This window comes from Mycolicibacterium insubricum (assembly GCF_010731615.1).
In the GTDB taxonomy this organism is placed as follows: domain Bacteria; phylum Actinomycetota; class Actinomycetes; order Mycobacteriales; family Mycobacteriaceae; genus Mycobacterium; species Mycobacterium insubricum.
In genome coordinates this window covers 2279281-2300260 of record NZ_AP022618.1, presented here as the reverse complement: position 1 = coordinate 2300260, position 20980 = coordinate 2279281, and the positions used below count along the sequence as shown (strand labels likewise).

Sequence of the window (20980 nt, the reverse complement as noted above, 5' to 3'; positions counted from 1 at the left end):
ATGAAGACCAGAGCCGCCGTCCTGTTCGGACTGCACCAGAAGTGGGAGGTCGTGGAACTCGACCTCGACGCCCCGAAGGAACGCGAAGTCCTGGTGCAGCTCACCGCCAGCGGGCTGTGCCATTCCGATGACCATCTGGTCACCGGTGACATGCCAATGAATCACCTGCCGGTGGTCGGCGGACATGAGGGTGCCGGCGTCGTCGTCGACGTCGGTCCCGGCGTCACCGAGGTCGCGGCCGGCGATCACGTGGTGCTCAGCTTCATCCCGGCGTGCGGGCGCTGCCGACCATGTGCGGCAGGCATGAGCAACCTGTGTGAGTTCGGTGCGGCGATCATGGCCGGACCGCAGTTGGACGGCACCTTCCGATTCCACGGCCGGGGCCAGGACTTCGGTCAGATGTGCGTGCTGGGCACGTTTTCCGAGTACACCGTGGTGCCGATTTCGTCGGTGGTCAAGATCGACCCCGACATTCCGCTGGACAAGGCCGCGCTGGTCGGGTGCGGCGTCACCACTGGTTACGGTGCCGCGGTGCGCACCGGCGAGACCACCGACGGCGACACCGTGGTGGTGATGGGTGTCGGCGGCCTGGGCATCAATGCCGTGCAAGGCGCGCACATCGCCGGGGCGCGGCATGTCGTGGCGCTGGACCCGGTGGCATTCAAACGCGAGCAGGCCCGCAACTTCGGCGCGACCCATGTCGCCGCCGACATCACCGAGGCGCACGCCCTGGTCACCGATCTGACCCGCGGTGCAATGGCCAACGTCTGTGTGGTGACCACCGACAGCGGCGAGGGCAGCTACGTCGGGCAGGCGCTGAGCCTGGTCGGCAAACGCGGCCGGGTGGTGCAGACCGCGATCCCGCACCCCACCGACACGGTGGTCGATATGTCCCTGTTCGACCTCACCCTGTACGAAAAACAGATTCGCGGTTGTCTTTTCGGCTCGGCGAATCCACGCAACGACGTGTACCGGATGCTGGAGCTCTACCAGGCCGGTCGGCTCAAACTCGATGAGCTCATCACCCGCGAGTATCACCTGGAAGACATCAACCAGGGTTACGAAGCCATGCACAGCGGCCGGAATCTGCGCGGCCTCATCCGATTCTGACGAACGCAACCCCAGGCGAAAGCGACAATTCCATGACTGCTGCCCCGCATTACCAGATGTACATCAACGGCTCCTGGCACGACACCGGAGAATCCATCGGGGTCTACTCCCCTGCCACCGGCGAGCTGGTGGCCACTGTCGCCCATGGAGACCTCTCCACGGTGGACACCGCCGTCGCAGCCGCCAGGGCCGCGCACGATATCGGCGTCTGGCGCGGCATGTCCCCGCAGCGGCGGGCCGACTTCCTCGACGCCATCGCCGACAACCTCGCCTCCCGCGCTGGGGAACTCGGCAAACTGCAGGTGCACGAGAACGGCGCAACAATACGTGGCGCGCAGGCATTCCTCATCGGGTACTCGATCTCCCACCTGAGATACTTCGCACAACTGGCCCGCGACTATGCATTCCAGTCCAGCGGCCCACTGGCCGAGGCGCCGACTCTGGCGGCCGGACTGATCGTCAAGGACCCGATCGGGGTGTGCGCCGGCATCATTCCGTGGAACTTCCCACTACTGCTTGCGGTGTGGAAGCTCGGTCCCGCACTCGCGGCGGGAAACACCGTCGTGCTCAAGCCCGATGACCAGACTCCGTTGACGCTGTTGGAGCTGGCCCGCGCCGCCGACGAGGTCGGGTTGCCCGCCGGCGTGCTCAACGTCGTCACCGGGCCGGGACCGGTGGTCGGAGCCCGCCTGGCCGAGCACCGCGATGTCCGCAAGATTGCGTTCACCGGGTCGACCGAGGTGGGCAGGGCCGTCATGACCGCGGCCGCCGACACCGTCAAGCGAGTGACACTCGAGCTCGGCGGAAAGGGCGCCAACATCGTTCTGGACGACGCCGATCTGGATCTGGCCGTCGACGGCACTCTCTTCGGATTCCTGCTGATGAGTGGTCAGGCATGCGAATCCGGAACCCGGCTGCTGGTTCCCGAATCGCTGCGCGACGAATTCGTCCGTCGTCTCGTGGCGCGTGCACGAACGCTGACCGTCGGTGACCCGATGGACCCGACCACCGACCTGGGACCGCTGATCTCGGCCGAAGGGCGGGCTCGGGTCGAGAAGTACATCGCTCTCGGGCAGGAGGAGGGGTGCACGATCGCTTTCCAGGGCGCAATTCCGTCGGATCCCGCCCTGGCCGAGGGCCACTGGGTCGGCCCGACGATCCTGACGGGCGCGACCAACCACATGCGGGTCGCTCGCGAGGAGATCTTCGGCCCGGTCCTGGTGGTGCTGACCTACCGCGACGACGACGAAGCCGTGGCAATCGCCAACGACAGCGAATACGGTCTGTCGGCCGGGATCTGGAGCGCCGATGCCGCGCGAGCCCTCGCGTTGGCGCGGCGCCTTGAATCCGGCACCGTGTGGATCAACGACTGGCACATGATCAATGCGATGTATCCATTCGGCGGGGTCAAGCAGAGCGGGTTGGGACGCGAGCTCGGCCCCGACGCGCTCGATGAGTACACCGAGCCGAAGTTCATCCATCTGGACCTGACCAACGACCGGAGCAAACGGGCGTACCCCGTGGTCATCTCGGCCGCCCCCTGACCCGGCGGAAGGAACCATGTACCCGGGAACCCATGCCGCAGCCTCTCCACACCGTCCTGCGGTGATCGACGCCGACAGCGGGCAGACGCTGACCTACCGGCAACTCGACGACGACTCCGCCGCGCTGGCGCGAGTGCTCCACGACGCCGGGCTGCGCCGCGGTGACGTCATCGCGCTAGTGTCGGGCAACAGTCCCGAAGCTCTTGTGGCGCTGTGGGCCGCACAGCGATCCGGGCTGTACATCACCGCGATCAACCATCATCTGACCGCTGGGGAGTGCGCCTACATAGTCAAGGACTCCGGTGCCCGCGTGCTGATTGCCTCCGCGGAGCTGGATACGCTGGCATCCGAGGTTGCCCGGCAGACCGCCCCCGATATCCGTTTTGCGTTCGGGGGGCCGGTTCCCGGTTTCGACTCGTTCGAAGCCGCGCTGGCCTCAGCGGGCCCGCGCCTGCACGCGCAGCCCAGTGGCGCAGTCATGTTGTACTCATCGGGAACAACGGGATTTCCCAAAGGAATTCAGCCGCCGCTGCCCGATCGCGAGGTGGACGAGCCCGGAGACCCGACCGTCGCGATCGTCGAACGGCTGTATGGAATCGGTGCCGGCGACATCTACTATTCACCGGCCCCCATCTATCACGCTGCGCCACTGCGATGGTGCTCGATGGTGCACGCGCTCGGCGGGACCGTGGTCCTAGCACCCCGGTTCGACGCGACCAAGGCGTTGGAGGACATCGCCCAATACCGGGTCACGGTAACCCAGATGGTGCCGACCATGCTGGTCCGGCTGCTCAAGCTGGACGCCGGGATCCGTGGGGCACACGACCTTTCCAGCCTGCGGATGATCGTCCACGCCGCCGCGCCCTGTCCGATCGATGTCAAGCGCGCAATGATCGACTGGCTGGGGCCAATTCTCTACGAGTACTACGCCGCCACCGAAGTGAACGGGATGACCTTCATCGACAGCGCCGACTGGTTGACTCATCCCGGCTCGGTTGGGCGCGCGGTTCTCGGGGTACCGCACGTCTGCGATGACGATGGCAGGGAGTTACCCCCCGGCGACATCGGCACGGTGTACTTCGAACGCGACAGCCTGCCGTTCCGGTATCACAATGACCCCGATAAGACCGCTGAAGCCCAACACCGGGCGCATCCGTCCTGGACGACCGTCGGCGATCTCGGCCACCTCGACGAAGACGGTTACCTCTATCTGGACGAACGGAAGTCGTTCATGATCATCTCCGGCGGCGTCAATATCTATCCGCAGGAGGTCGAGAACGCACTCGCTCTGCACCCGGCGGTCCACGACGTCGCTGTGATCGGCGTGCCCGACCCGGAAATGGGTGAACAGGTCAAGGCCGTCGTCCAACTCACCGCCGGCATCGAGGGCTCCCAACAGCTGGCGCAGGAGCTCATAGACCACACCCGCAGTCGCATCGCCCATTTCAAGGCGCCGCGGTCGGTGGACTTCACCGACGTCCTGCCGCGCACTCCGACGGGAAAGCTCGTCAAGGGCCCGCTGCGCAGTCGCTACCTGGAGGATGCCTGATGACGACCGGCAGAATCGATGACCTGCTCTCCCCCGAATTGCTCTCCGGCACGGCGGCCTTCGTCACCGGCGGCGGTAGCGGGATCAACTTGGCCATCGCCCACGGTTTGGCCTCCGTCGGCGCCGACCTGATGATCTGCGGCCGCACTCGATCGCGGCTGGACGCCGCCGCAGACGAACTCTCGGCACACGGCGGACGCGTCCTCACCGCGGTCGCCGACGTCCGAGACGCCGAGGCGCTGACCGTCGCGATTACCACCGCCGTCGAGCGATTCGGCAGGTTGGACTCGGTGATCGCGGGCGCCGCAGGCAACTTCTTTGCACCCGCGGAAACGATCAGCCCCAATGGCTTTCGCACGGTCATCGATATTGACCTACTCGGCAGCTTCAACACCGCGCGTGCCGCGTTCGAACATCTGCGAAACAGTCGGGGAAGCATCCTTTTTCTCTCTGCCGGACAGGCGTACCTGCCGTTCGCCAATCAGTCTCACGTCGGCGCGGCGAAGGCCGGGATCGACAATCTCATGGCGAACTTGGCGTTCGAATGGGGGCGCTTCGGGATCAGGGCCAACTCGATCGTGCCCGGGCCCATCCGAGGTACTGAAGGGATGCGCCGGCTGGCGCAGCCCACCGGCGAAGAGGTGTGGACCGACGCGGTACCTCTCGGCCGGCTCGGCGAGGCGGCCGAAGTCGCCGCCATGGCGGTGGTGTTGAGTTCACCGTTGGCGTCCTACGTCACCGGTGCCCGCGTTGTCGTCGACGGTGGTCTCGGCCTGTCCGGTCTTGGTGCAATCAGCCGTGCAGTGGCCGGTCCCGTCTCGGGGACACCTGGAGACGACCGACGAACCGCCGCCCGCTGACCGCTGACCGGTACCCGTCCGGGCACCACCGCGGTGGCGCCCGCGACGGTGGCGGCGTGCGGCGGAACCGACGCCGGACTACCCGACGCCGGAACGCAGCGGCGGCTTGTTGTTGTTGTAGCGCTTGCGGTTGCTCCGCGGGTTGAGCTGGGTGCTCGCCGTCCCTTCGCCGAGGGTGGATTCCTTGGGCCCCGAGGCCTCCGGATCCGTATCGATGACGGTCAGTTCCAGTTCACTGCGGTCGGTCGCAACCAGGGTGGACGGTTCAGAACTGGTCATGGCGACACCTACCGCGACGACCGCGGCGGCGATACCGCCCGACACCGCGGCGGCACCGATCCGCTGGCGTTCCCGATCGGCCGGAGCGACGGGGCTGACGGTACCGGTGTTATCAGAGGTGACAGCGTTACTAGAGGTGACAGACTTTTCAGACATGTTGATCCCTGCGTGGGTGGCGGCCGCTCGCGGCGACCGAATGCTTACGTGGACACATCTGGGCATGGCGGAACCCCGCCCGACCCGAGGTGTCGGCTCAGCACAAATGAACGCAGTGATCCTGCAGAATGTCGCGACCGGAACGCTTGCTGCGCGGATCCCGCGGCCGTGGCGGGCCCCTGGTGCCGCGGGCGCTCCAGAGTGCGGCACCGGCCCCGAGCAGCACTGCCAGCACGACCAACGCCAGTCGCGTCGGACCGCCGGCGCGGATCAGGTGCTCCTCCTCCAGCGCCGAGCGGGGCACCTCCTGTGGAGCGCGCCCGCCATCGCGCTCGGCGGCCGCCGGAGCGGTGTTGAGGCCGTCGACCGCCACGGGCGCGGACTCCTGGGATTGCCCGATCGCGTCATACCGTGCACCGGAAACACCTCGTCCCGGCAGCGCCGGAATCCCGATGGTGGCCAGGACGATCAGCACAATCAACCACTGGAGCGCGCCACGGTGACCCGTACGGCTCGACATACCTATCAACGTATCACGATGGTTACACGCGTCTGAACATCGTGTTACGAGACTGTGATTCAGCCGGTCGAGGCGAACTCCGCCAGTCCGGCCGCCAGCGCGGCGGGTACGTGGGCGCGGATCCGGGTTCCGGTGTCGGTGTGCTCGGAACATTCGATCCGGCCGGTCTCGTGCACCCGGGCCACCAGGTCGCCGCGCCGGTACGGGATGGTGACGTCGACGGCGACGTCGCGCGGTTCGACCGCGTCGGCCATCCGGCGGCGCAGCTCGTCGAGGCCCGCACCGGTGTGCGCGGAGACGAACACCGCATCCGGCAGCGCGCCCCGCAGCTTCGCCAGCATCAGTTCGTCGGCGGCATCGATCTTGTTGACCACCAACAGTTCCCGCGCCGGTGCGGCCCGCTGCTCGGCGATGACGTCGTCGATCACCTGGCGCACCGCCGAAATCTGGGCCAGCGGGTTGGCGTCGGAACCGTCCACCACATGCACCAGCAGGTCGGCGTCGGCGACCTCCTCCAGGGTGGAGCGGAACGCCTCGACCAGCTGGGTCGGCAGGTGCCGCACGAAGCCGACGGTGTCGGTCAGCACGAACGGGCGGCCGTCGTCGAACTCACCGCGGCGGGTGGTGGGCTCCAGGGTGGCGAACAGGGCGTTCTCCACCAGCACCCCCGCCCCGGTCAGCGCGTTGAGCAGGCTGGACTTTCCGGCGTTGGTGTAGCCGACGATCGCCACCCGGGGGATCTCGCTGCGTACCCGGCCGCTGCGCTGGGTGTCGCGGATCTTCTTCATCTCCTTGATCTCGCGGCGCAGCTTGGCCATCCGCTCCCGGATCCGCCGGCGGTCGGTCTCGATCTTGGTCTCACCGGGGCCACGGGTACCGACCCCGCCGCCGGCGCCACCGGCGCGGCCACCGGCCTGGCGCGACATCGACTCACCCCAGCCGCGCAGCCGCGGCAGCATGTACTGCATCTGGGCCAGGGACACCTGCGCCTTGCCCTCGGCGCTGGTGGCGTGCTGGGCGAAGATGTCGAGAATCAGCGCGGTCCGGTCGATCACCTTGACCTTGACCGCCTTCTCCAGCGCGCCCAGCTGCGCCGGGGACAGTTCCCCGTCGCAGATCACGGTGTCGGCGCCGGTGGCGACGACGATCTCGCGCAGCTCGGCGGCCTTTCCGGATCCGATGTAGGTGGCCGGGTCCGGTTTGTCGCGGCGCTGGATCAGCCCGTCGAGTACCTCCGAGCCGGCGGTCTCGGCCAGCGCCGCCAGCTCGGCGAGGCTGGCGTCGGCGTCGGCGGCGCTGCCCTCGGTCCACACCCCGACCAGCACCACGCGCTCCAGCCGCAGCTGCCGGTATTCGACCTCGCTGATGTCTTCGAGTTCGGTGGACAGCCCGGCCACCCGGCGCAGCGCGGCGCGGTCGGCCAGGGCGAGTTCACCTACCGTGGGGCCGGGATCGTCGAGCGGCTCGAAGTCGTCGAAATCCGGGTCGAGGTCGTCGTCGCTGTCGGGAACGGTGTCGTCAAAGTTCGTCATATTCGCTTTCGATGGTGACACGGCGACCCGGGCGAGCGCATCCGAGTTTTCTCCCGGGGGAATTTCACCGCTGCGCACGCCACCAGTCGTCGGCGATGTCGCCGTGGGCCACGAGTTCCGATGGTCCGCGCAGATAGCTGGTGCCCTCGGTGATGGTGACCGTGACGGCTCCGCCGGGGACCCGCACGGTCAGCGTCCCGGTCGTCTCGCCGCGGTGTTCCAGGGCGGCCAGGGCGGCGGCCACCGTTCCGGTGCCGCAGGAGCGGGTCTCCCCCACCCCGCGCTCGTGCACGCGCATGTACACGGTGTCCTCGACCGGCGCGGTGCACACCTCGACGTTGACGCCGTGCGGAAACACCTCGGCGTCGAAGGTCACCGGGGCCGCGACGTCGAGGGCATCCAGCGCGGCGACGGTCAGCTCGGGGTCCACGCAGGCCAGGTGCGGGTTCCCGACGTCGACGGCGACTCCGCGCAGGGTGCGGCCGCCGACTGTCGCGCCGGAGGTCCCGGTGCGGGTGGCCTTGCCCATGTCGACGGTCACCTCGGCGTGCACCGGGCCGACCTGGTGCAGTTGCACCGGGCGCGCCCCGGCGCGGGTGCCGACGACGAACTCGCCGCGGTCCTCCAGCCCGCTGGCCGCCAGGTAGTGCGCGAACACCCGGACGCCGTTGCCGCACATCTCGGCGGCGGAGCCGTCGGCGTTGCGGTAGTCCATGAACCAGTCGGTGGCGTCGACACCCTCCGGCAGCCGGGCCAGCGCCCCGGCGTCAACGGCGGCTCCGGCCCGGGTCACCCGCAGCACACCGTCGGCGCCGAGACCGCGGCGCCGGTCGCACAGCGCGGCGACCGCGCCCGCAGTCAGCTCCAGGGCGCAGTCCAGGTCGGGCAGCACGACGAAGTCGTTCTGCGTGCCGTGCCCCTTGGTGAATTTCACCTGATCAGGATACGTCGTGCCACCGTCGCAGCACCGTGGCCGGGTTGTCCGGGTCGCCGGAGCCCAGCCACAGGACGCGGGGGTCACGGCGGAACCAGGACCGCTGCCGTCGGACATAGCGGCGGGTCCCGATGAACGTCGGTTCGGCGGCACCGGAACCGTCGCCGCCGGCGTCGAGGTCGGCGATCACCTGCGCGTAGCCCAGCGCCCGGGCGGCGGTCACCCCGTCACGCAGGCCGACCTGCAGCAGTGAGCGGACCTCGGCGACCAGGCCGTCGGCGAACATCGCGTCGGTGCGGGCCGCCAGTCGCTCGTCGAGGGTGGCGGTGTCGGTGTCCAGGCCGATGATCAGGGTGTTCCACCGGGGTCGTGCGCCGATGACCGGCGCCGACGCGGCGAACGGCGCCCCGGTCAGCTCGACGACCTCCAGGGCCCGCACGATCCGGCGCCCGTCGCCGGCCTGGATGCTCGCGGCGGCTTCGGGGTCGACGGCGGCCAGCTCGCGCTGCAGCGCCGCCACGCCGATCTCGGCCAGCCGGGCCTCGTAGCGGGCCCGCACCGCCGGGTCGGTCGCCGGAAAGGCCCAGTCGTCCAGCAACGACTGCAGATAGAGCATGGAGCCGCCGACGATGATCGGCACCGCACCGCGGGCGGCGATGGCCTCGACGTCGGCAGCGGCGGCACTCTGGTAGTTGGCGACGGTGGCGGTCTCGGTGACCTCCAGCACGTCGAGCTGGTGATGGACGATGCCGCGGCGCTGGTCTGGCGCCAGCTTGGCGGTGCCGATGTCCATCCCGCGGTAGAGCTGCATGGCGTCGGCGTTGACCACCTCGGCACCGATCCCCTCGGCGGCGAGGAGTTCGGCCAGATCGAGGGCGAGGGCGGATTTCCCGGTCCCGGTGGGGCCGATGACCGCGACCGGCCGGTTCGAGGAGCAGTGCAGTTCCGCGACGGCGAGGCCGGGCGCTACATCTGGCCGGGTACTCACAGCCTCCAGCCCTGATGGTCGGTTCCAGCTTCGACTCGGCTCGCAACCAACGGTCGGATCCGGCCAGCGTCAGCTCCGCAAGCTCCGCTGACTCGGCCTTCTCCGTCCCCGCTCCGCCGAGCCTCGCTAAACCTCCAAACCCCCACGAAATAGCCGACGCCCAGCGGGGCGTCGCGGTAGAGCTGGTGCACCTCGTGCGGGCCGGGTCCGGCCAGTCCGGACAGCACCGCGTAGGCCGTCCGTCCCGCCGCCGGTGGCGGGACGGCCAGGCGGGCGGTGTCGCCGGTGGCCAGGGCGTCGTCGAGGGCCTGCTGGAGCGGCACGGACGCGGGATCGTGGCCGCCGGGGGCCGACGGGGTCAGCGTGGTGAGCCCGTCGGCGACCACCAGTACGCCGATCGGTTCACCGGTGGCGTCGAGTTCGGCGCGCAGCGCCGCGCCCGCGGCCACCGCGGCGGCATCGGGGGTGTCGGCGGGCCAGCAGCGCACCTCGGCGACGGCCTGCGGCGCGCTCTGTCCCCGGATCCAGCCGGTGATCAGCGCACACAGCGGCAGCGCCCGGACCGCGGGATCGGGGTGGCCGGACAGTGCGACGGGGACGTCGGCCCCGTATCCGGCGAAGGTGCCCGACGCCCGGGTCCCGAACACCGCCGGTGCGTCGCCCGCGACGCCGACCGCCAGCCAGCGCGGCGGGAGAGCTGCCGCGGCCTCGGCGACCGCGGCGCGCAGACCGGCGAACTCGGCGGCGCCGCCGCCGGCCAGCTCGGGGACCAGGACCGGCGGTGAGGGAACGATCGCGATGGCGGTCAGCACGACTGATCAGGCTATCCGGCGCCGCCGGCCGGGACGGGATCGTCGGCGTGCTCGACGGAGTCGGCTTCCACCCGGGCCAGCCTGGCGGTGGCCACCACCATCACCGCCACCGTGACCACCAGTACCGCCCACCCGGCGCGGCCCGGGTGCAGGGTTTCGCCGAGGACCACCACGCCCAGGATCGAGCCGACCATCGGTTCGGTGACGGTCAGCGTCGGCAGCGAGGCGGTCAGCGCCCCGGCCCGGAAGGCGGCCTGCTGCCAGGCCGTGCCGGCCAGCGCGGCCAGCGCGAACCCGTACAGCTCCGGAGAGCGCAGTACCGCCATCGGCCCGTCGCCGACCAGCTCGACGATGCCCTTGGTGAGCACTGAGAAAATGCCCCACCAGGTGCCGGAGACCAGGGCGATCAGCACCGCCGAGACCGGCCCGGACCAGATCCGGGCGCCGATCAGGCAGGCGATCATCAGCGGGACGATCACCGCGGCGACCAGCAGCCAGATGTGCAGGGTGCCGCGGGAGGCACCGGGCGTGGGTTTTCCGACGATGACGATGACGGTCACCGACACCGCCAGCAGCGCCGCCCACACCCATTCGCTGTGCGCGACCCTGCGGTGGGTCCAGCGGGCGTTGAGTACCAGCGCGAACAGCAGCGAGGTGACCATCAGCGCCTGGACCAGCAGCACCGATCCCAGACCGAGAGCGGCGGCCTGGCAGGCGAATCCGATGGCGGCGATCAGGCTGCCCCGCCACCACGGCCAGTCCCGCAACAGCCGAAGGAACAGCTCGAAGTTGCCGACCGGTTCGGTGGTGACCGCGTGCGCGGCCCGCTGGTGCAGGACGTTGCCGATCCCGATGAACAGGGCGGCGCCCAGGGCCAGCAGGGCCGCGGCGATACCGGAGTTGGACACGGTGTGCCACGCAACCATCTCGATGACCCCGCGCGCAACTGCACCGGTGGTGGCCACCCAAGATCGTGACGGCGCAGCGGCGGCCTGCTTGAATAGGCCCTATCGGATTGTTCGGCAGATCCGACCGGCGCCGCGTCGCGCGGCAGTGTGCGGAGAGTCCGCACCCAGGGAAGTACGAGGTTGCAGATGACGGATTCGGCGCAGGAAAACCCGCAACCCGTGACTCCCCGCCCCGGACCACTGCCCGGTCCGCGTCCCGGCCCCCGGCCCGGCGCCCATCCGGTGGCCGCCGTGGTGCCCGCGGTCCCGTCCAGCGATCCGCACCGGTTCGGCCGGGTCGACCCCGACGGCACGGTGTGGCTGATCACCGCAGCCGGCGAGCGGGTCATCGCGTCCTGGCAGGCCGGCGACGCGGACGCCGCCTACGAGCATTTCGGGCGCCGCTACGACGACCTGGCCACCGAGGTGGCGCTGCTGGAGCGACGGCTGGCCTCCGGCACCGGTGAGCCGCGCAAGATCGGCAATGCCGCCGCGAGCCTGGCCAAGACCCTGCCCGAGGCCCATGTGCTCGGCGACGTCGACGCACTGGCCGCCCGGCTGGCCGCCCTGTCCCAGCACGCCATGGAGGTCGCCGAGGCGACCCGCGCCCAGCGCGACGAAGAGCGCTCCGCAAACACCGCCCGCAAGGAAACCCTGGCCGCCGAGGCCGAGGACCTGGCCGCCAACTCGACGCACTGGAAGGCCGCCGGCGACCGGTTCCGCACCATCGCCGAGGAGTGGAAGACGATCGGCGGGCTGGACCGCAAGACCGAGGAGGAACTGTGGAAGCGGTTCTACGCGGCGCGGGAGTCCTTCAACCGTCGTCGTGGCGCCCACTTCGCGGAGCTGGATCGCGGTCGCGCCGGCGTGCGCCGCGCCAAGGAGGAGCTGTGTGAGCGGGCCGAGGCGCTGACGTCGTCGACCGACTGGGGTCCCACCAGCGCCGCATTCCGGAATCTGCTGACCGAGTGGAAGGCCGCGGGCCGCACCGTCAAGGACGTCGACGACAAATTGTGGCGCCGGTTCAAGGCCGCGCAAGACGCCTTCTTCGCCGCCCGCAACGCCAACAGCGCCGAGCGGGACGCCGAGTTCAGCGCGAACGCCGACGCCAAGGAGGCGTTGCTGGCCGAGGCCGAGCGGATCGACGTCGGCAACCGCAACGCCGCCCGCGCGGCGCTGCGGGCGATCACCGACAAGTGGGACGCCATCGGCATGACGCCGCGGGAGCGCGGCGCCGAGCTGGAGCGCCGGCTCCGCGCCGTCGAGAAGAAGGTCCGCGAGGCGGGGGACGCGGATCAGCCGGATCCCCAGGCCCAGGCGCGCGCCGAGCAGTTCATCGCCCGCGCCGAGCAGTTCGAGAAGCAAGCGACCAAGGCCGAGGCCGCCGGGCGCGCCAAGGAGGCCGGCGAGGCCCGGGCCAGCGCCGCGCAGTGGCGGGACTGGGCGCAGACCGCGACCCAGGCGGTCGCCAAGAAGCGCTGAGGCTACTCGCCGTCGGCGGGGCGGGCGGCCTCGTGCAGTCTGCGGCCGCGCCGCCGGTAGTTGAGGATGAAGTAGATCACCACCGCCGAGGCCAGCACCCCGATGATCGCCCCCCACGCAGTGGCACCGCGGTATGCCGGGGCCAGAACGTCGAGGACGCGGTCCCCGGCGTGTGCGGCGTCACTCCGGCCCAGCACCACGGTGAGGGTCAGCAGGTTCGGCAGCGCCGCGATGACGGCGCCCGCGGCACAGAGGATCGTCGGGATGTGCTTCCACCTGTTCCAGACCAGGATGGCGGCGAGCACCAGCAGGATCGGGATGAACGTGCACACGAACCCGGTGCTCAGCCCGAGGGTGATGCCGGTGCGGAACGAGCCTTGGACCTGGTCGGCGATTCGCTGGGCCCACCAGCGCGGTACCAGCGACGCGAGCAGGAAATAGCTCGCCACCAGCAACACCAGTACGACGGACACGATGACGACCTTGTGCAGGACGGCCTGTACCCGTTCGTTGCCACTCGGCTCAGGGCTGCTCATAGCCGGAAAGTTTAGAGGGCCGGGACCGATTCGCTGCCGATCTCGGGCAGCCAAGGCGTCAGCCGAGCTGCTCGGCCGTCGGCGGCTCGGGCCGTTGCTGGCGCAGCTCCTCGGCGGCGTACTGCGCGGCGGTGCGCGCCCAGATCACCCGCGCCCAGTGGAAGGTCAGCGCGATGATCGCGATCCAGCCGATGATCAGACCGATCCCGGGGCCGGGTAGCACTTCGGGCAAGTGGCGGCCGACGTTCACCGTCTGTCGGCTCCACACCGCCAGCATCCCGGCCGCGCAGGCCACCGCCGAGCCGGCCAGCGCCACCCACGCCACGCCCCAGCGCCGGGTGGTCAGGGCCAGCGCCGATATGCCGATGCCGAAGACCAGCGTCAGCCAGCAGAACACCCGGTGCGGCAGGGCGACCATCTCGGCGTGCGCGGCCGCCGAGTTCACCAGTACGTCGACGCCGCGCGCGTCGCCGGTCTGCGGCAGCAGCAGCGAGACGATCAGCACCAGTACCAGGGCGGCGACCACCACGGCGCGCGCGCCCGGGTCGATTTCCCGCGACACCCGCCGCTCGGCGGCTTCGATCTCACTTCGGTACGCGTCAAAACCCTGATCGGTCACCATGAGCACCCACTTTCGCATTCGCCCCCAGTCTGCCCCTGCGGCTCCGGGGCCGGGGCGCCCAGGGTCGGTATCCCGAGCCCGACGGCGGTGCCGACCCGTTGCCCGTCGTCGGTGCGGGTCGCGTCGCCGGCCCGGGTGCGCCGGTGCTCGTCCACCCCGCCGTCGGCGATCAGGTGGTGCGGGGCGGCCGCGGTGACGACGGTGGACACGATGTCGCCTGGCCGGATGGCCTCCGCCAGCGCGCCGGGCGCGAAGTGCACCAGCCGGCCGTCGCGGGCGCGGCCGCTGAGTCGGGCGGTGGCGGTGTCCTTGCGGCCCTCACCGGCGGCGACCAGCACCTGGACCCGGCGCCCGATCTGGGCCTGGTTCTCCTCCAGCGAGATCCGTTCCTGCAAGTCGATGAGCCGGCGGTAGCGGTCCGCCACGGTCTCCGGGGGCACCTGGTCATCGAGGTCGGCGGCCGGGGTCCCGGGCCGCGGCGAGTACTGGAAGGTGAACGCGGAGGCGAAGCGGGCCTTCTCGACGACGTCGAGGGTGTCCTGGAAGTCCTCCTCGGTCTCGCCGGGGAAGCCGACGATGATGTCGGTGGTGATCGCGGCGTGCGGCATCAGATCGCGGACCCGGTCGATGATGCCCAGGAACTTCTTGGCCCGGTACGACCGGCGCATGGCCTTCAGGATCCGGTCGGAGCCCGATTGCAGCGGCATGTGCAGCTGCGGGCAGACGTTGGGGGTCGCCGCCATCGCCTCGATGACGTCGTCGGTGAACTCCGCCGGATGCGGCGAGGTGAACCGGACCCGCTCCAGGCCCTCGATGGCACCGCAGGCGCGCAGCAAAGACGCGAACGCGCCGCGGTCGCGCGGGGTGTCGGGGTCGGCGAAGGACACGCCATAGGCGTTGACGTTCTGCCCGAGCAGCGTCACCTCCAGTACACCCTGGTCGACGAGCGCCTGCACCTCGGCCAGGACGTCGCCGGGGCGGCGATCGATTTCCTTGCCGCGCAACGACGGAACGATGCAAAAGGTGCAGGTGTTGTTGCAGCCGACGGAGATCGACACCCAGGCGGCGTAGCTGGACTCCCGGGCCGCGGGCAGGTCCGACGGGAACTCCGCGAGCGCATCGAGGATCTCCACCTGCGCGACGCGGTTGTGCCGGGCCCGGTCCAGCAACACCGGCAGCGAACCGATGTTGTGGGTGCCGAAGACGACGTCGACCCACGGCGCGCGGCGCAGCACCGCGGCGCGGTCCTTCTGCGCCAGGCAGCCGCCGACGGCGATCTGCATGTTCGGGTCGGCCTGCTTGCGCGGGGCCAGGTGGCTGAGGTTGCCGTAGAGCTTGTTGTCGGCGTTCTCCCGGACCGCGCAGGTGTTGAACACCACCACGTCGGCGTCGGCTCCCTCGGCGGCGCGCCGGTAGCCGGCGTCCTCGAGCAGGCCCGCCAGCCTCTCGGAGTCGTGCACGTTCATCTGACAGCCGTAGGTGCGGACCTGGTAGGTACGCGCCGCTACCGAGGAAGTCACCCATTCATCGTACGGAGCCGCCCGCCGGGCCGAGAAATCGTGACTTAGGCAAGAAAACCCTGAATTCGCTCGGTAAGGTCTACTGCCCATGGAGGCCAACGGCGACGCACCGGTCCCCGACGAGGCACCGGTAACCCAGTGGCAGCCGGACCCGGGCGGATCCCCCATGGTCGAGATGCGCGGGGTCAACAAGTACTTCGGCACCCACCACGCGCTGCGCGATATCGACCTGTCGGTGCCCCGCGGCGACGTCGTCGTGCTGCTGGGGCCGTCGGGGTCGGGGAAATCGACCCTGTGCCGGACCATCAACCGGCTGGAGACCATCGACTCGGGCACCATCGCCATCGACGGGGTGCCGCTGCCCGAGGAAGGCCGCGCGCTGGCGCGGCTGCGGTCCGAGGTCGGCATGGTGTTCCAGTCTTTCAACCTGTTCGCGCACAAGACGATCCTGGAGAACGTGACGCTGGCTCCGGTCAAGGTCCGCCGCCTCGACTCCGCCACGGCGCGCAAACGGGCGATGGAGCTGCTCGACCGGGTCGGGGTGGCCAACCAGGCCGACAAGTATCCGGCGCAACTGTCCGGCGGGCAGCAGCAGCGGGTGGCGATCGCCCGTTCGCTGGCGATGGAGCCCAAGGTGATGCTGTTCGACGAGCCGACCAGTGCGCTGGACCCCGAGATGGTCAACGAGGTGCTGGCGGTGATGACCGCGCTGGCCGCCGAGGGGATGACCATGGTGGTGGTGACCCACGAGATGGGCTTCGCCCGTCGGGCCGCCAATCGGGTGGTGTTCATGGCCGACGGCGCGATCGTCGAGGACGCCGCCCCGGAGGCGTTCTTCGCCAATCCCAGCTCCGAACGGGCCCGGGACTTCCTCAGCAAGATCCTCAGCCACTAGTGCGGGAGGGAGCATGACGTTGGCGTCTCGGCCGGTGCGGCTGCTCGCGGTGGCCCTGCTGGCCGTGCTGGTCCCACTGGGGTTGTCGTCGTGCTCGGCCGGCGGCAAGCGGATCACCATCGGCACCAAGTTCGACCAGCCGGGCCTGGCCGCGAAGCTGCCCGACGGGTCGCTGGCCGGCTTCGACGTCGACGTCGCGACCTTCGTCGCCGGCGAGCTGGGCTACTCCCCCGACCAGATCGACTGGAAGGAGGCGCCGTCTGCGCAGCGCGAGACGATGATCCAGAACCACCAGGTCGACTTCATCGTCGCCACCTACTCGATCACCGACGCCCGCAAGCAGAAGGTGGCGTTCGCCGGCCCGTACCTGACCACCGGGCAGGGTCTGCTGGTGCGAGCGGACAACACCGATATCGTCGGCCCGGAATCGTTGGCGCACAACAAGAAACTGTGCTCAGTTGGCGGGTCGACGCCGGCGCAACGGATCGCCGACAAGTACCCCGGTGTCCAGTTGCAGAAGTACGACACCTATTCGGCATGCCTGGAGGCGCTGCGCAACGGGATCCTGGATGCGCTGAGCACCGACGAGGTGATCCTGGCCGGCTATGCAGCCCAGTTCCCCGGGACGTTCAAGCTGGTCGGCACGCCGTTCTCGGTGGAGAACTACGGGATCGGGCTGCGCCAGGAGAACGCGGAAGAACACCAGGGCCCGACGCTGCGGGAGCAGATCAACACCGCGATCGAGAAGATGATCCGCACCGGGGAATGGCGGGCGGCGTTCGACCGCAACCTCGGCCCGGCCGGGATACCCACGCCCACCCCACCGCAGGTGGACCGCTACGACGCCGTCGCCGCGGTCTCCGACATCGACCTGCTCGGCGAGTACGGCACCAAGGTGCTGCGGGCATTCTGGGTGACCATTCAGCTGGCGGTGTTCTCCGCGATCGGCGCGCTGATCCTGGGCACGGCGCTGGCGGCGATGCGGCTGTCGCCGGTTCCGGTACTGGCGTGGCTGGGCACCGCGTATGTCAACGTCGTGCGCAATACGCCGCTGACGCTGATCCTGCTGTTCTGCTCGTTCGGGCTGGCGCAGACGATGGGTGTGACGCTGGCCGATTCGACGTCGCCGACCTTCATCGTGGACAGCAACTTCCGGCTCGCAGTGCTCGGATTGAGCGTCTACACCGCGGCTTTCATCTGCGAGACGCTGCGCTCCGGTGTGAACACCGTCCCGCTCGGCCAGGCCGAGGCGGCCCGGTCCCTCGGTCTGTCCTTCGGCCAGAATCTGCGACTCATCCTGCTGCCGCAGGCATTTCGCGCGGTGCTGATCCCGCTGGGCTCGGTGCTGATCGCGCTGGTCAAGAACACCACCATCGCGTCGGCGATCGGTGTGGCCGAGGCGGCGCTGCTGATGAAGGAGATGATCGAGAACACCGCGATGCTGCTCGTCGTCGGCTCGATCTTCGCCGTCGGGTTCATCATCCTGACGCTGCCGCTGGGACTGCTGTTCGGCAGATTGGGTTCCCGGATGGCGGTGCTGCGATGAGGAGCAGGTACCGATGAGCGGGTCCGTGCTGTTCGACGCCCCCGGGCCCCGCGCCCGGCGGCGCAACCGCGTCATCTCATTGGCCGTGCTGGTCGTCGCCGTGATCACGGTGTCGGCGGTGCTGGCCCGGCTGGCCGACAAGGGCCAGCTCGCCGCCGCCAAGTGGCATCCGTTCCTGACCGCCGATCTGTGGCGCACCTACGTCTGGCCCGGCATCGAAGGCACCCTGACCGCCGCGGCGATGTCGGTGGTGCTGGCCGGGATCCTCGGCGTGGGGCTGGGGGTGGCCCGGATGTCGCCGAACCGCTGGGTCAGCCGCCCGGCCGCGGTGGTCGTCGAGTTCTTCCGCGCGGTCCCGGTGCTGATCATGATGATCTTCGCCTACTTCCTCTACGCGCTGTACGACGTGTTTCCGTCCCAGCAGCTGCCGCTGGCCGGTGTGGTGACCGGTCTGACCCTGTACAACGGCGCGGTGATCGCCGAGATCATCCGGACCGGTGTGGCCTCGTTGCCGCGCGGTCAGACCGAGGCGGCGGCCTCGCTGGGCCTCGGTTGGTGGCAGACCGTCCGGATGATCCAGCTGCCGCAGGCCGTCGCGGCGATGCTGCCGGTGCTGATCTCCCAGCTGGTCGTGGTGCTCAAGGACACCGCCATCGGCTACCAGATCACGTTCGTGGAGATGGTGCGCCAGGGCACGGTGATCGGCTCGAGTTATGGCAACTACCTGCCGGCCCTGCTGGTCATCGCGGTGCTGATGATCACGATGAATTTCGCCCTGTCGGCGGTGGCGACCCGGTTGGAGCGCCGGTTGACCCGCTCGCGCGGCGCGTCGGGTTCTCCGGATGCCGAGGCCGTCGAGGCCGACGGTGCGCCGGGGGTGCTCATCCAGCCCGGTGACTAGTCCCGCCCGCTTCCCGGGTCGCCTGCCTGCATGATTGCCGGATTGCTAATATCTGCATGTCGTCAATTGGGTCGAGGTGGTGTGTGGTGGATGCGCGTCAGCCGCTGTACCGGATGAAGGCCGAGTTCTTCAAGACCCTGGGCCATCCGGTCCGCATCCGGGTGCTGGAGTTGCTCAGCCGGCAGGACCGGGCGGTTTCGGAGATGCTGCCCGAGGTCGGCATCGAACCGGCGGCGCTGTCCCAGCAGCTCGCCGTACTGCGCCGGGCCGGTCTGGTGACCTCCCGCCGAGAAGGCCTGTCGGTGATGTACACCCTGTCCTCGCCGGAGGTGGCCGAACTGCTGGCTTCGGCGCGGCGGATCCTGACCGGGGTGGTGTCGGATCAGGCCGGGTGGCTCGACACCGCCGAACCAGTGTCCACCGGGGCCGCGGGCTGACCGCCGAAAACCTGAACAACCGATAACCCTGCCGAAATGAACCCGCCGATGAGCACAGCCACTGATTGCAGTTTTTCTAATATTGTTTTGTTGTTGATAGTCGCGGCTTTGCCCGCGAGGAGGGCTCGAGGATGACCCGACCGATCGCCGCGCTGGCCGCATTGCTGCCGCGGCGGGCCGATTACGCGGAACTGCCCCGGTCCTGGGGCCGCGACCTGCTGGCCGGTGTCACCGTCGGCGTGGTGGCGCTGCCGCTGGCGCTGGCGTTCGGCATCAGTTCCGGCGCCGGGGCCGCGGCCGGGTTGACCACCGCCGTCATCGCCGGGGCGGTGGCCGCGATATTCGGCGGCTCCCATGTCCAGGTGTCGGGGCCGACCGGGGCGATGGCGGTGGTGCTGGCCCCCATCGTCGCGGTCTACGGTCCAGCCAGCCTCGCGCTGGTCACCGTGATGGCCGGGCTGATCGTGCTGACCGCGGGAGCCACCGGCCTGGGACGAGCGGTGACCTTCATCCCGTGGCCCGTCATCGAGGGCTTCACCCTCGGTATCGCCACCATCATCTTCCTGCAACAGATACCGGCCGCGGTCGGCCAACCCGCCCCGGCCGGAAAGCCGCCGCTGGTCGGTGCGGTGACGGTCCTGGCGCACGTACCCGGGACGGCGTGGTGGCCGCCCGCACTGATCGCCGCGTTCGTCGTGGTTCTGATGGTCGTGCTGCCCAGGCTGCACCGCGCGATTCCCGAGTCGCTGGCCGCCATCGTCGCCGCCACCGCCCTGGTCGGCCTCACCGGGCTGTCGGTGGGGCGGATCGGGGCGCTACCCGCTCACCTGCCCGCCCCGTTGTGGCCGCAGGCCGACCTGGCGGCGCTGCGTACCCTCGGTGGTGCGGCGGTAGCCGTCGCCGCGCTGGCTGCGATCGAGTCGCTGCTGTCGGCGCGGGTCGCCGCCACCATGTCCCCCACCGGCCCGTATGACCCCAACCGGGAACTCGCCGGGCAGGGACTGGCGTCGGTCGCCTCCGGCCTGTTCGGCGGAATGCCGGCCACCGGGGCGATCGCCCGCACGGCCGTCAACATCCGCGCCGGTGCCCGCACCCGCGTCGCGGCCATCACGCACTCGGTGCTGCTGCTGGGCGTGGTCTATCTGGCCAGCGGGCCGGTCGCGACGATCCCGCTGGCGGCACTGTCGGCCGTGCTGATGGTCACCTCGTTCCGGATGATCTCGGCACGCACCGTCGGCACGATTCTGCGCTCCACCCGTTCGGATGCAGCAACATTCACGCTCACCGCCGTGGTCACCGTGTGTTTCGACCTGATCGAGGCGGTCGAGATCGGCATTCTGGTCGCCGCATTCTTCGCCCTGCGGGTGGTGGCGCGGCGATCGAGCGTCACCCGCGAGGATCTGCCCGGAACCCCACAACCCGGCGACGAGCGGATCGCTCTGCTGCGGTTGGACGGCGCCATGTTCTTCGGTGCGGCCGAACGTATCTGGTCGACCATTGCCGACGACCGCCACCCCGATGTCGACGTGGTGATCATCCGTATGTCACAGCTGGGCATGCTGGACGCCACCGGTGCGCACACACTGGCTCAGATCGCCGAGGACCTGGAAGCCCGCGGCGTGACCGTCATCATCAAAGGTGTGCAGCCCGAACATCTTCGGCTGCTCGCCAATGTCGGGGTCATCGACTCGCTGCGTCATGAGAACCACCTGGTCGAGGGCCTCGACGAGGCGATCGCCCACGCCCGCACGCACGTCAGACCGCCCGGCGCAGCCGCTCCTGGGCCCGTGCCACGCTGACCACGTCGAAC

19 protein-coding genes and 2 pseudogenes are annotated in these 20980 nt (G+C 69.6%); 11 read left to right on the top strand and 10 right to left on the bottom strand.

All coding sequences use genetic code 11. From position 1 onward, the window contains the following. The 4 genes from G6N16_RS11020 to G6N16_RS11005 are packed head-to-tail and all read left to right on the top strand — an operon-like array spanning nucleotide 1 to nucleotide 5063. Complete coding sequence (locus G6N16_RS11020; protein WP_083029628.1) at nucleotides 1–1110, top strand: NDMA-dependent alcohol dehydrogenase; 1110 nt, start codon at nucleotides 1–3, stop codon at nucleotides 1108–1110. A 32-nt stretch (nucleotides 1111–1142) separates the two neighbouring features. Beyond that, nucleotides 1143–2654, top strand: a complete 1512-nt coding sequence (locus G6N16_RS11015) for an aldehyde dehydrogenase family protein (RefSeq protein ID WP_083029627.1) — start codon at nucleotides 1143–1145, stop codon at nucleotides 2652–2654. A 16-nt stretch (nucleotides 2655–2670) separates the two neighbouring features. Beyond that, on the top strand, nucleotides 2671–4203 hold the full coding sequence (locus G6N16_RS11010) for an AMP-binding protein (protein WP_083029626.1): 1533 nt from the start codon (nucleotides 2671–2673) through the stop codon (nucleotides 4201–4203). Nucleotides 4204–4241: 38 nt separating this feature from the next. Continuing rightward, nucleotides 4242–5063: an SDR family oxidoreductase gene (locus G6N16_RS11005; RefSeq protein ID WP_234805742.1), complete on the top strand. Its 822-nt coding sequence runs from the start codon at nucleotides 4242–4244 to the stop codon at nucleotides 5061–5063. 78 nt (nucleotides 5064–5141) lie between these two features. Here G6N16_RS11005 and G6N16_RS11000 read toward each other — a convergent pair whose 3' ends face one another. From G6N16_RS11000 to G6N16_RS10970, 7 genes and pseudogenes are all read right to left on the bottom strand, one after another. Continuing rightward, entirely contained in the window at nucleotides 5142–5498 is a 357-nt protein-coding gene (locus G6N16_RS11000) for a hypothetical protein (protein ID WP_133052889.1), read from the bottom strand. A gap of 97 nt (nucleotides 5499–5595) precedes the next feature. Then, on the bottom strand, nucleotides 5596–6018 hold the full coding sequence (locus tag G6N16_RS10995) for a hypothetical protein (protein WP_133052888.1): 423 nt from the start codon (nucleotides 6016–6018) through the stop codon (nucleotides 5596–5598). A gap of 59 nt (nucleotides 6019–6077) precedes the next feature. Further along, a complete protein-coding gene (hflX, locus tag G6N16_RS10990) occupies nucleotides 6078–7550 on the bottom strand; it encodes a GTPase HflX (RefSeq protein ID WP_083029622.1) in 1473 nt (490 codons plus the stop codon). Between the two features lie 64 nt (nucleotides 7551–7614). Further along, the gene (dapF, locus tag G6N16_RS10985; protein ID WP_083029621.1) at nucleotides 7615–8484 is read right to left on the bottom strand and encodes a diaminopimelate epimerase; all 870 of its coding nucleotides are present in this window, start codon (nucleotides 8482–8484) and stop codon (nucleotides 7615–7617) included. A 4-nt stretch (nucleotides 8485–8488) separates the two neighbouring features. Beyond that, nucleotides 8489–9427 (bottom strand): tRNA (adenosine(37)-N6)-dimethylallyltransferase MiaA, encoded by a 939-nt coding sequence (miaA, locus tag G6N16_RS10980; RefSeq protein WP_083029686.1) that lies wholly within the window; start codon nucleotides 9425–9427, stop codon nucleotides 8489–8491. A gap of 176 nt (nucleotides 9428–9603) precedes the next feature. Next, nucleotides 9604–10284, bottom strand: a pseudogene (locus G6N16_RS10975) (hypothetical protein); the annotation flags it as partial. 11 nt (nucleotides 10285–10295) lie between these two features. Beyond that, complete coding sequence (locus G6N16_RS10970; RefSeq protein ID WP_083029685.1) at nucleotides 10296–11210, bottom strand: DMT family transporter; 915 nt, start codon at nucleotides 11208–11210, stop codon at nucleotides 10296–10298. Between the two features lie 168 nt (nucleotides 11211–11378). Here G6N16_RS10970 and G6N16_RS10965 point away from each other — a divergent pair, with 168 nt between their 5' ends. Continuing rightward, on the top strand, nucleotides 11379–12713 hold the full coding sequence (locus G6N16_RS10965; RefSeq protein WP_083029620.1) for a DUF349 domain-containing protein: 1335 nt from the start codon (nucleotides 11379–11381) through the stop codon (nucleotides 12711–12713). Nucleotides 12714–12715: 2 nt separating this feature from the next. On the opposite strand, the gene G6N16_RS10960 is transcribed toward G6N16_RS10965, so the two are convergent. Genes G6N16_RS10960 through miaB form a run of 3 tightly spaced genes read right to left on the bottom strand, consistent with a single transcriptional unit; the run spans nucleotide 12716 to nucleotide 15481 of the window. After that, complete coding sequence (locus G6N16_RS10960; RefSeq protein WP_083029619.1) at nucleotides 12716–13249, bottom strand: hypothetical protein; 534 nt, start codon at nucleotides 13247–13249, stop codon at nucleotides 12716–12718. A gap of 58 nt (nucleotides 13250–13307) precedes the next feature. Next, a complete protein-coding gene (locus G6N16_RS10955) occupies nucleotides 13308–13889 on the bottom strand; it encodes an Rv2732c family membrane protein (protein ID WP_407663635.1) in 582 nt (193 codons plus the stop codon). Continuing rightward, nucleotides 13865–15481, bottom strand: a complete 1617-nt coding sequence (gene miaB, locus G6N16_RS10950; protein ID WP_083029618.1) for a tRNA (N6-isopentenyl adenosine(37)-C2)-methylthiotransferase MiaB — start codon at nucleotides 15479–15481, stop codon at nucleotides 13865–13867. The genes G6N16_RS10955 and miaB overlap by 25 nt, the downstream gene beginning before the upstream one ends. A 76-nt stretch (nucleotides 15482–15557) precedes the next feature. Here miaB and G6N16_RS10945 point away from each other — a divergent pair, with 76 nt between their 5' ends. From G6N16_RS10945 to G6N16_RS10925, 6 genes and pseudogenes are all read left to right on the top strand, one after another. Further along, the gene (locus tag G6N16_RS10945; RefSeq protein WP_133052890.1) at nucleotides 15558–16286 is read left to right on the top strand and encodes an amino acid ABC transporter ATP-binding protein; all 729 of its coding nucleotides are present in this window, start codon (nucleotides 15558–15560) and stop codon (nucleotides 16284–16286) included. 13 nt (nucleotides 16287–16299) lie between these two features. After that, a pseudogene (locus G6N16_RS21795) lies at nucleotides 16300–17124 on the top strand (glutamate ABC transporter substrate-binding protein); the annotation flags it as partial. Nucleotides 17125–17151: 27 nt separating this feature from the next. Next, complete coding sequence (locus G6N16_RS21790; RefSeq protein WP_234805748.1) at nucleotides 17152–17832, top strand: amino acid ABC transporter permease; 681 nt, start codon at nucleotides 17152–17154, stop codon at nucleotides 17830–17832. A gap of 13 nt (nucleotides 17833–17845) precedes the next feature. Next, the gene (locus G6N16_RS10935) at nucleotides 17846–18733 is read left to right on the top strand and encodes an amino acid ABC transporter permease (RefSeq protein WP_083029615.1); all 888 of its coding nucleotides are present in this window, start codon (nucleotides 17846–17848) and stop codon (nucleotides 18731–18733) included. Between the two features lie 86 nt (nucleotides 18734–18819). Beyond that, nucleotides 18820–19170: an ArsR/SmtB family transcription factor gene (locus tag G6N16_RS10930; protein ID WP_083029683.1), complete on the top strand. Its 351-nt coding sequence runs from the start codon at nucleotides 18820–18822 to the stop codon at nucleotides 19168–19170. 131 nt (nucleotides 19171–19301) lie between these two features. Next, the gene (locus G6N16_RS10925) at nucleotides 19302–20969 is read left to right on the top strand and encodes a SulP family inorganic anion transporter (protein WP_083029614.1); all 1668 of its coding nucleotides are present in this window, start codon (nucleotides 19302–19304) and stop codon (nucleotides 20967–20969) included. Nucleotides 20970–20980: the final 11 nt, after the last annotated feature.

Bases quoted from the DNA above. Each gene is read 5' to 3' on its own strand.
- G6N16_RS11000 (WP_133052889.1), bottom strand. From the start codon at position 5,498: ATGTCTGAAAAGTCTGTCACCTCTAGTAACGCTGTCACCTCTGATAAC.
- G6N16_RS10955 (WP_407663635.1), bottom strand. From the start codon at position 13,889: ATGCGAAAGTGGGTGCTCATGGTGACCGATCAGGGTTTTGACGCGTAC.
- G6N16_RS11010 (WP_083029626.1), top strand. From the start codon at position 2,671: ATGTACCCGGGAACCCATGCCGCAGCCTCTCCACACCGTCCTGCGGTG.
- G6N16_RS10970 (WP_083029685.1), bottom strand. From the start codon at position 11,210: ATGGTTGCGTGGCACACCGTGTCCAACTCCGGTATCGCCGCGGCCCTG.
- hflX (WP_083029622.1), bottom strand. From the start codon at position 7,550: ATGACGAACTTTGACGACACCGTTCCCGACAGCGACGACGACCTCGAC.
- miaB (WP_083029618.1), bottom strand. From the start codon at position 15,481: ATGGGCAGTAGACCTTACCGAGCGAATTCAGGGTTTTCTTGCCTAAGT.
- G6N16_RS10960 (WP_083029619.1), bottom strand. From the start codon at position 13,249: ATGAGCAGCCCTGAGCCGAGTGGCAACGAACGGGTACAGGCCGTCCTG.
- G6N16_RS10995 (WP_133052888.1), bottom strand. From the start codon at position 6,018: ATGTCGAGCCGTACGGGTCACCGTGGCGCGCTCCAGTGGTTGATTGTG.
- G6N16_RS11015 (WP_083029627.1), top strand. From the start codon at position 1,143: ATGACTGCTGCCCCGCATTACCAGATGTACATCAACGGCTCCTGGCAC.
- G6N16_RS10935 (WP_083029615.1), top strand. From the start codon at position 17,846: ATGAGCGGGTCCGTGCTGTTCGACGCCCCCGGGCCCCGCGCCCGGCGG.
- G6N16_RS10925 (WP_083029614.1), top strand. From the start codon at position 19,302: ATGACCCGACCGATCGCCGCGCTGGCCGCATTGCTGCCGCGGCGGGCC.
- G6N16_RS10945 (WP_133052890.1), top strand. From the start codon at position 15,558: ATGGTCGAGATGCGCGGGGTCAACAAGTACTTCGGCACCCACCACGCG.
- G6N16_RS10965 (WP_083029620.1), top strand. From the start codon at position 11,379: ATGACGGATTCGGCGCAGGAAAACCCGCAACCCGTGACTCCCCGCCCC.
- G6N16_RS11020 (WP_083029628.1), top strand. From the start codon at position 1: ATGAAGACCAGAGCCGCCGTCCTGTTCGGACTGCACCAGAAGTGGGAG.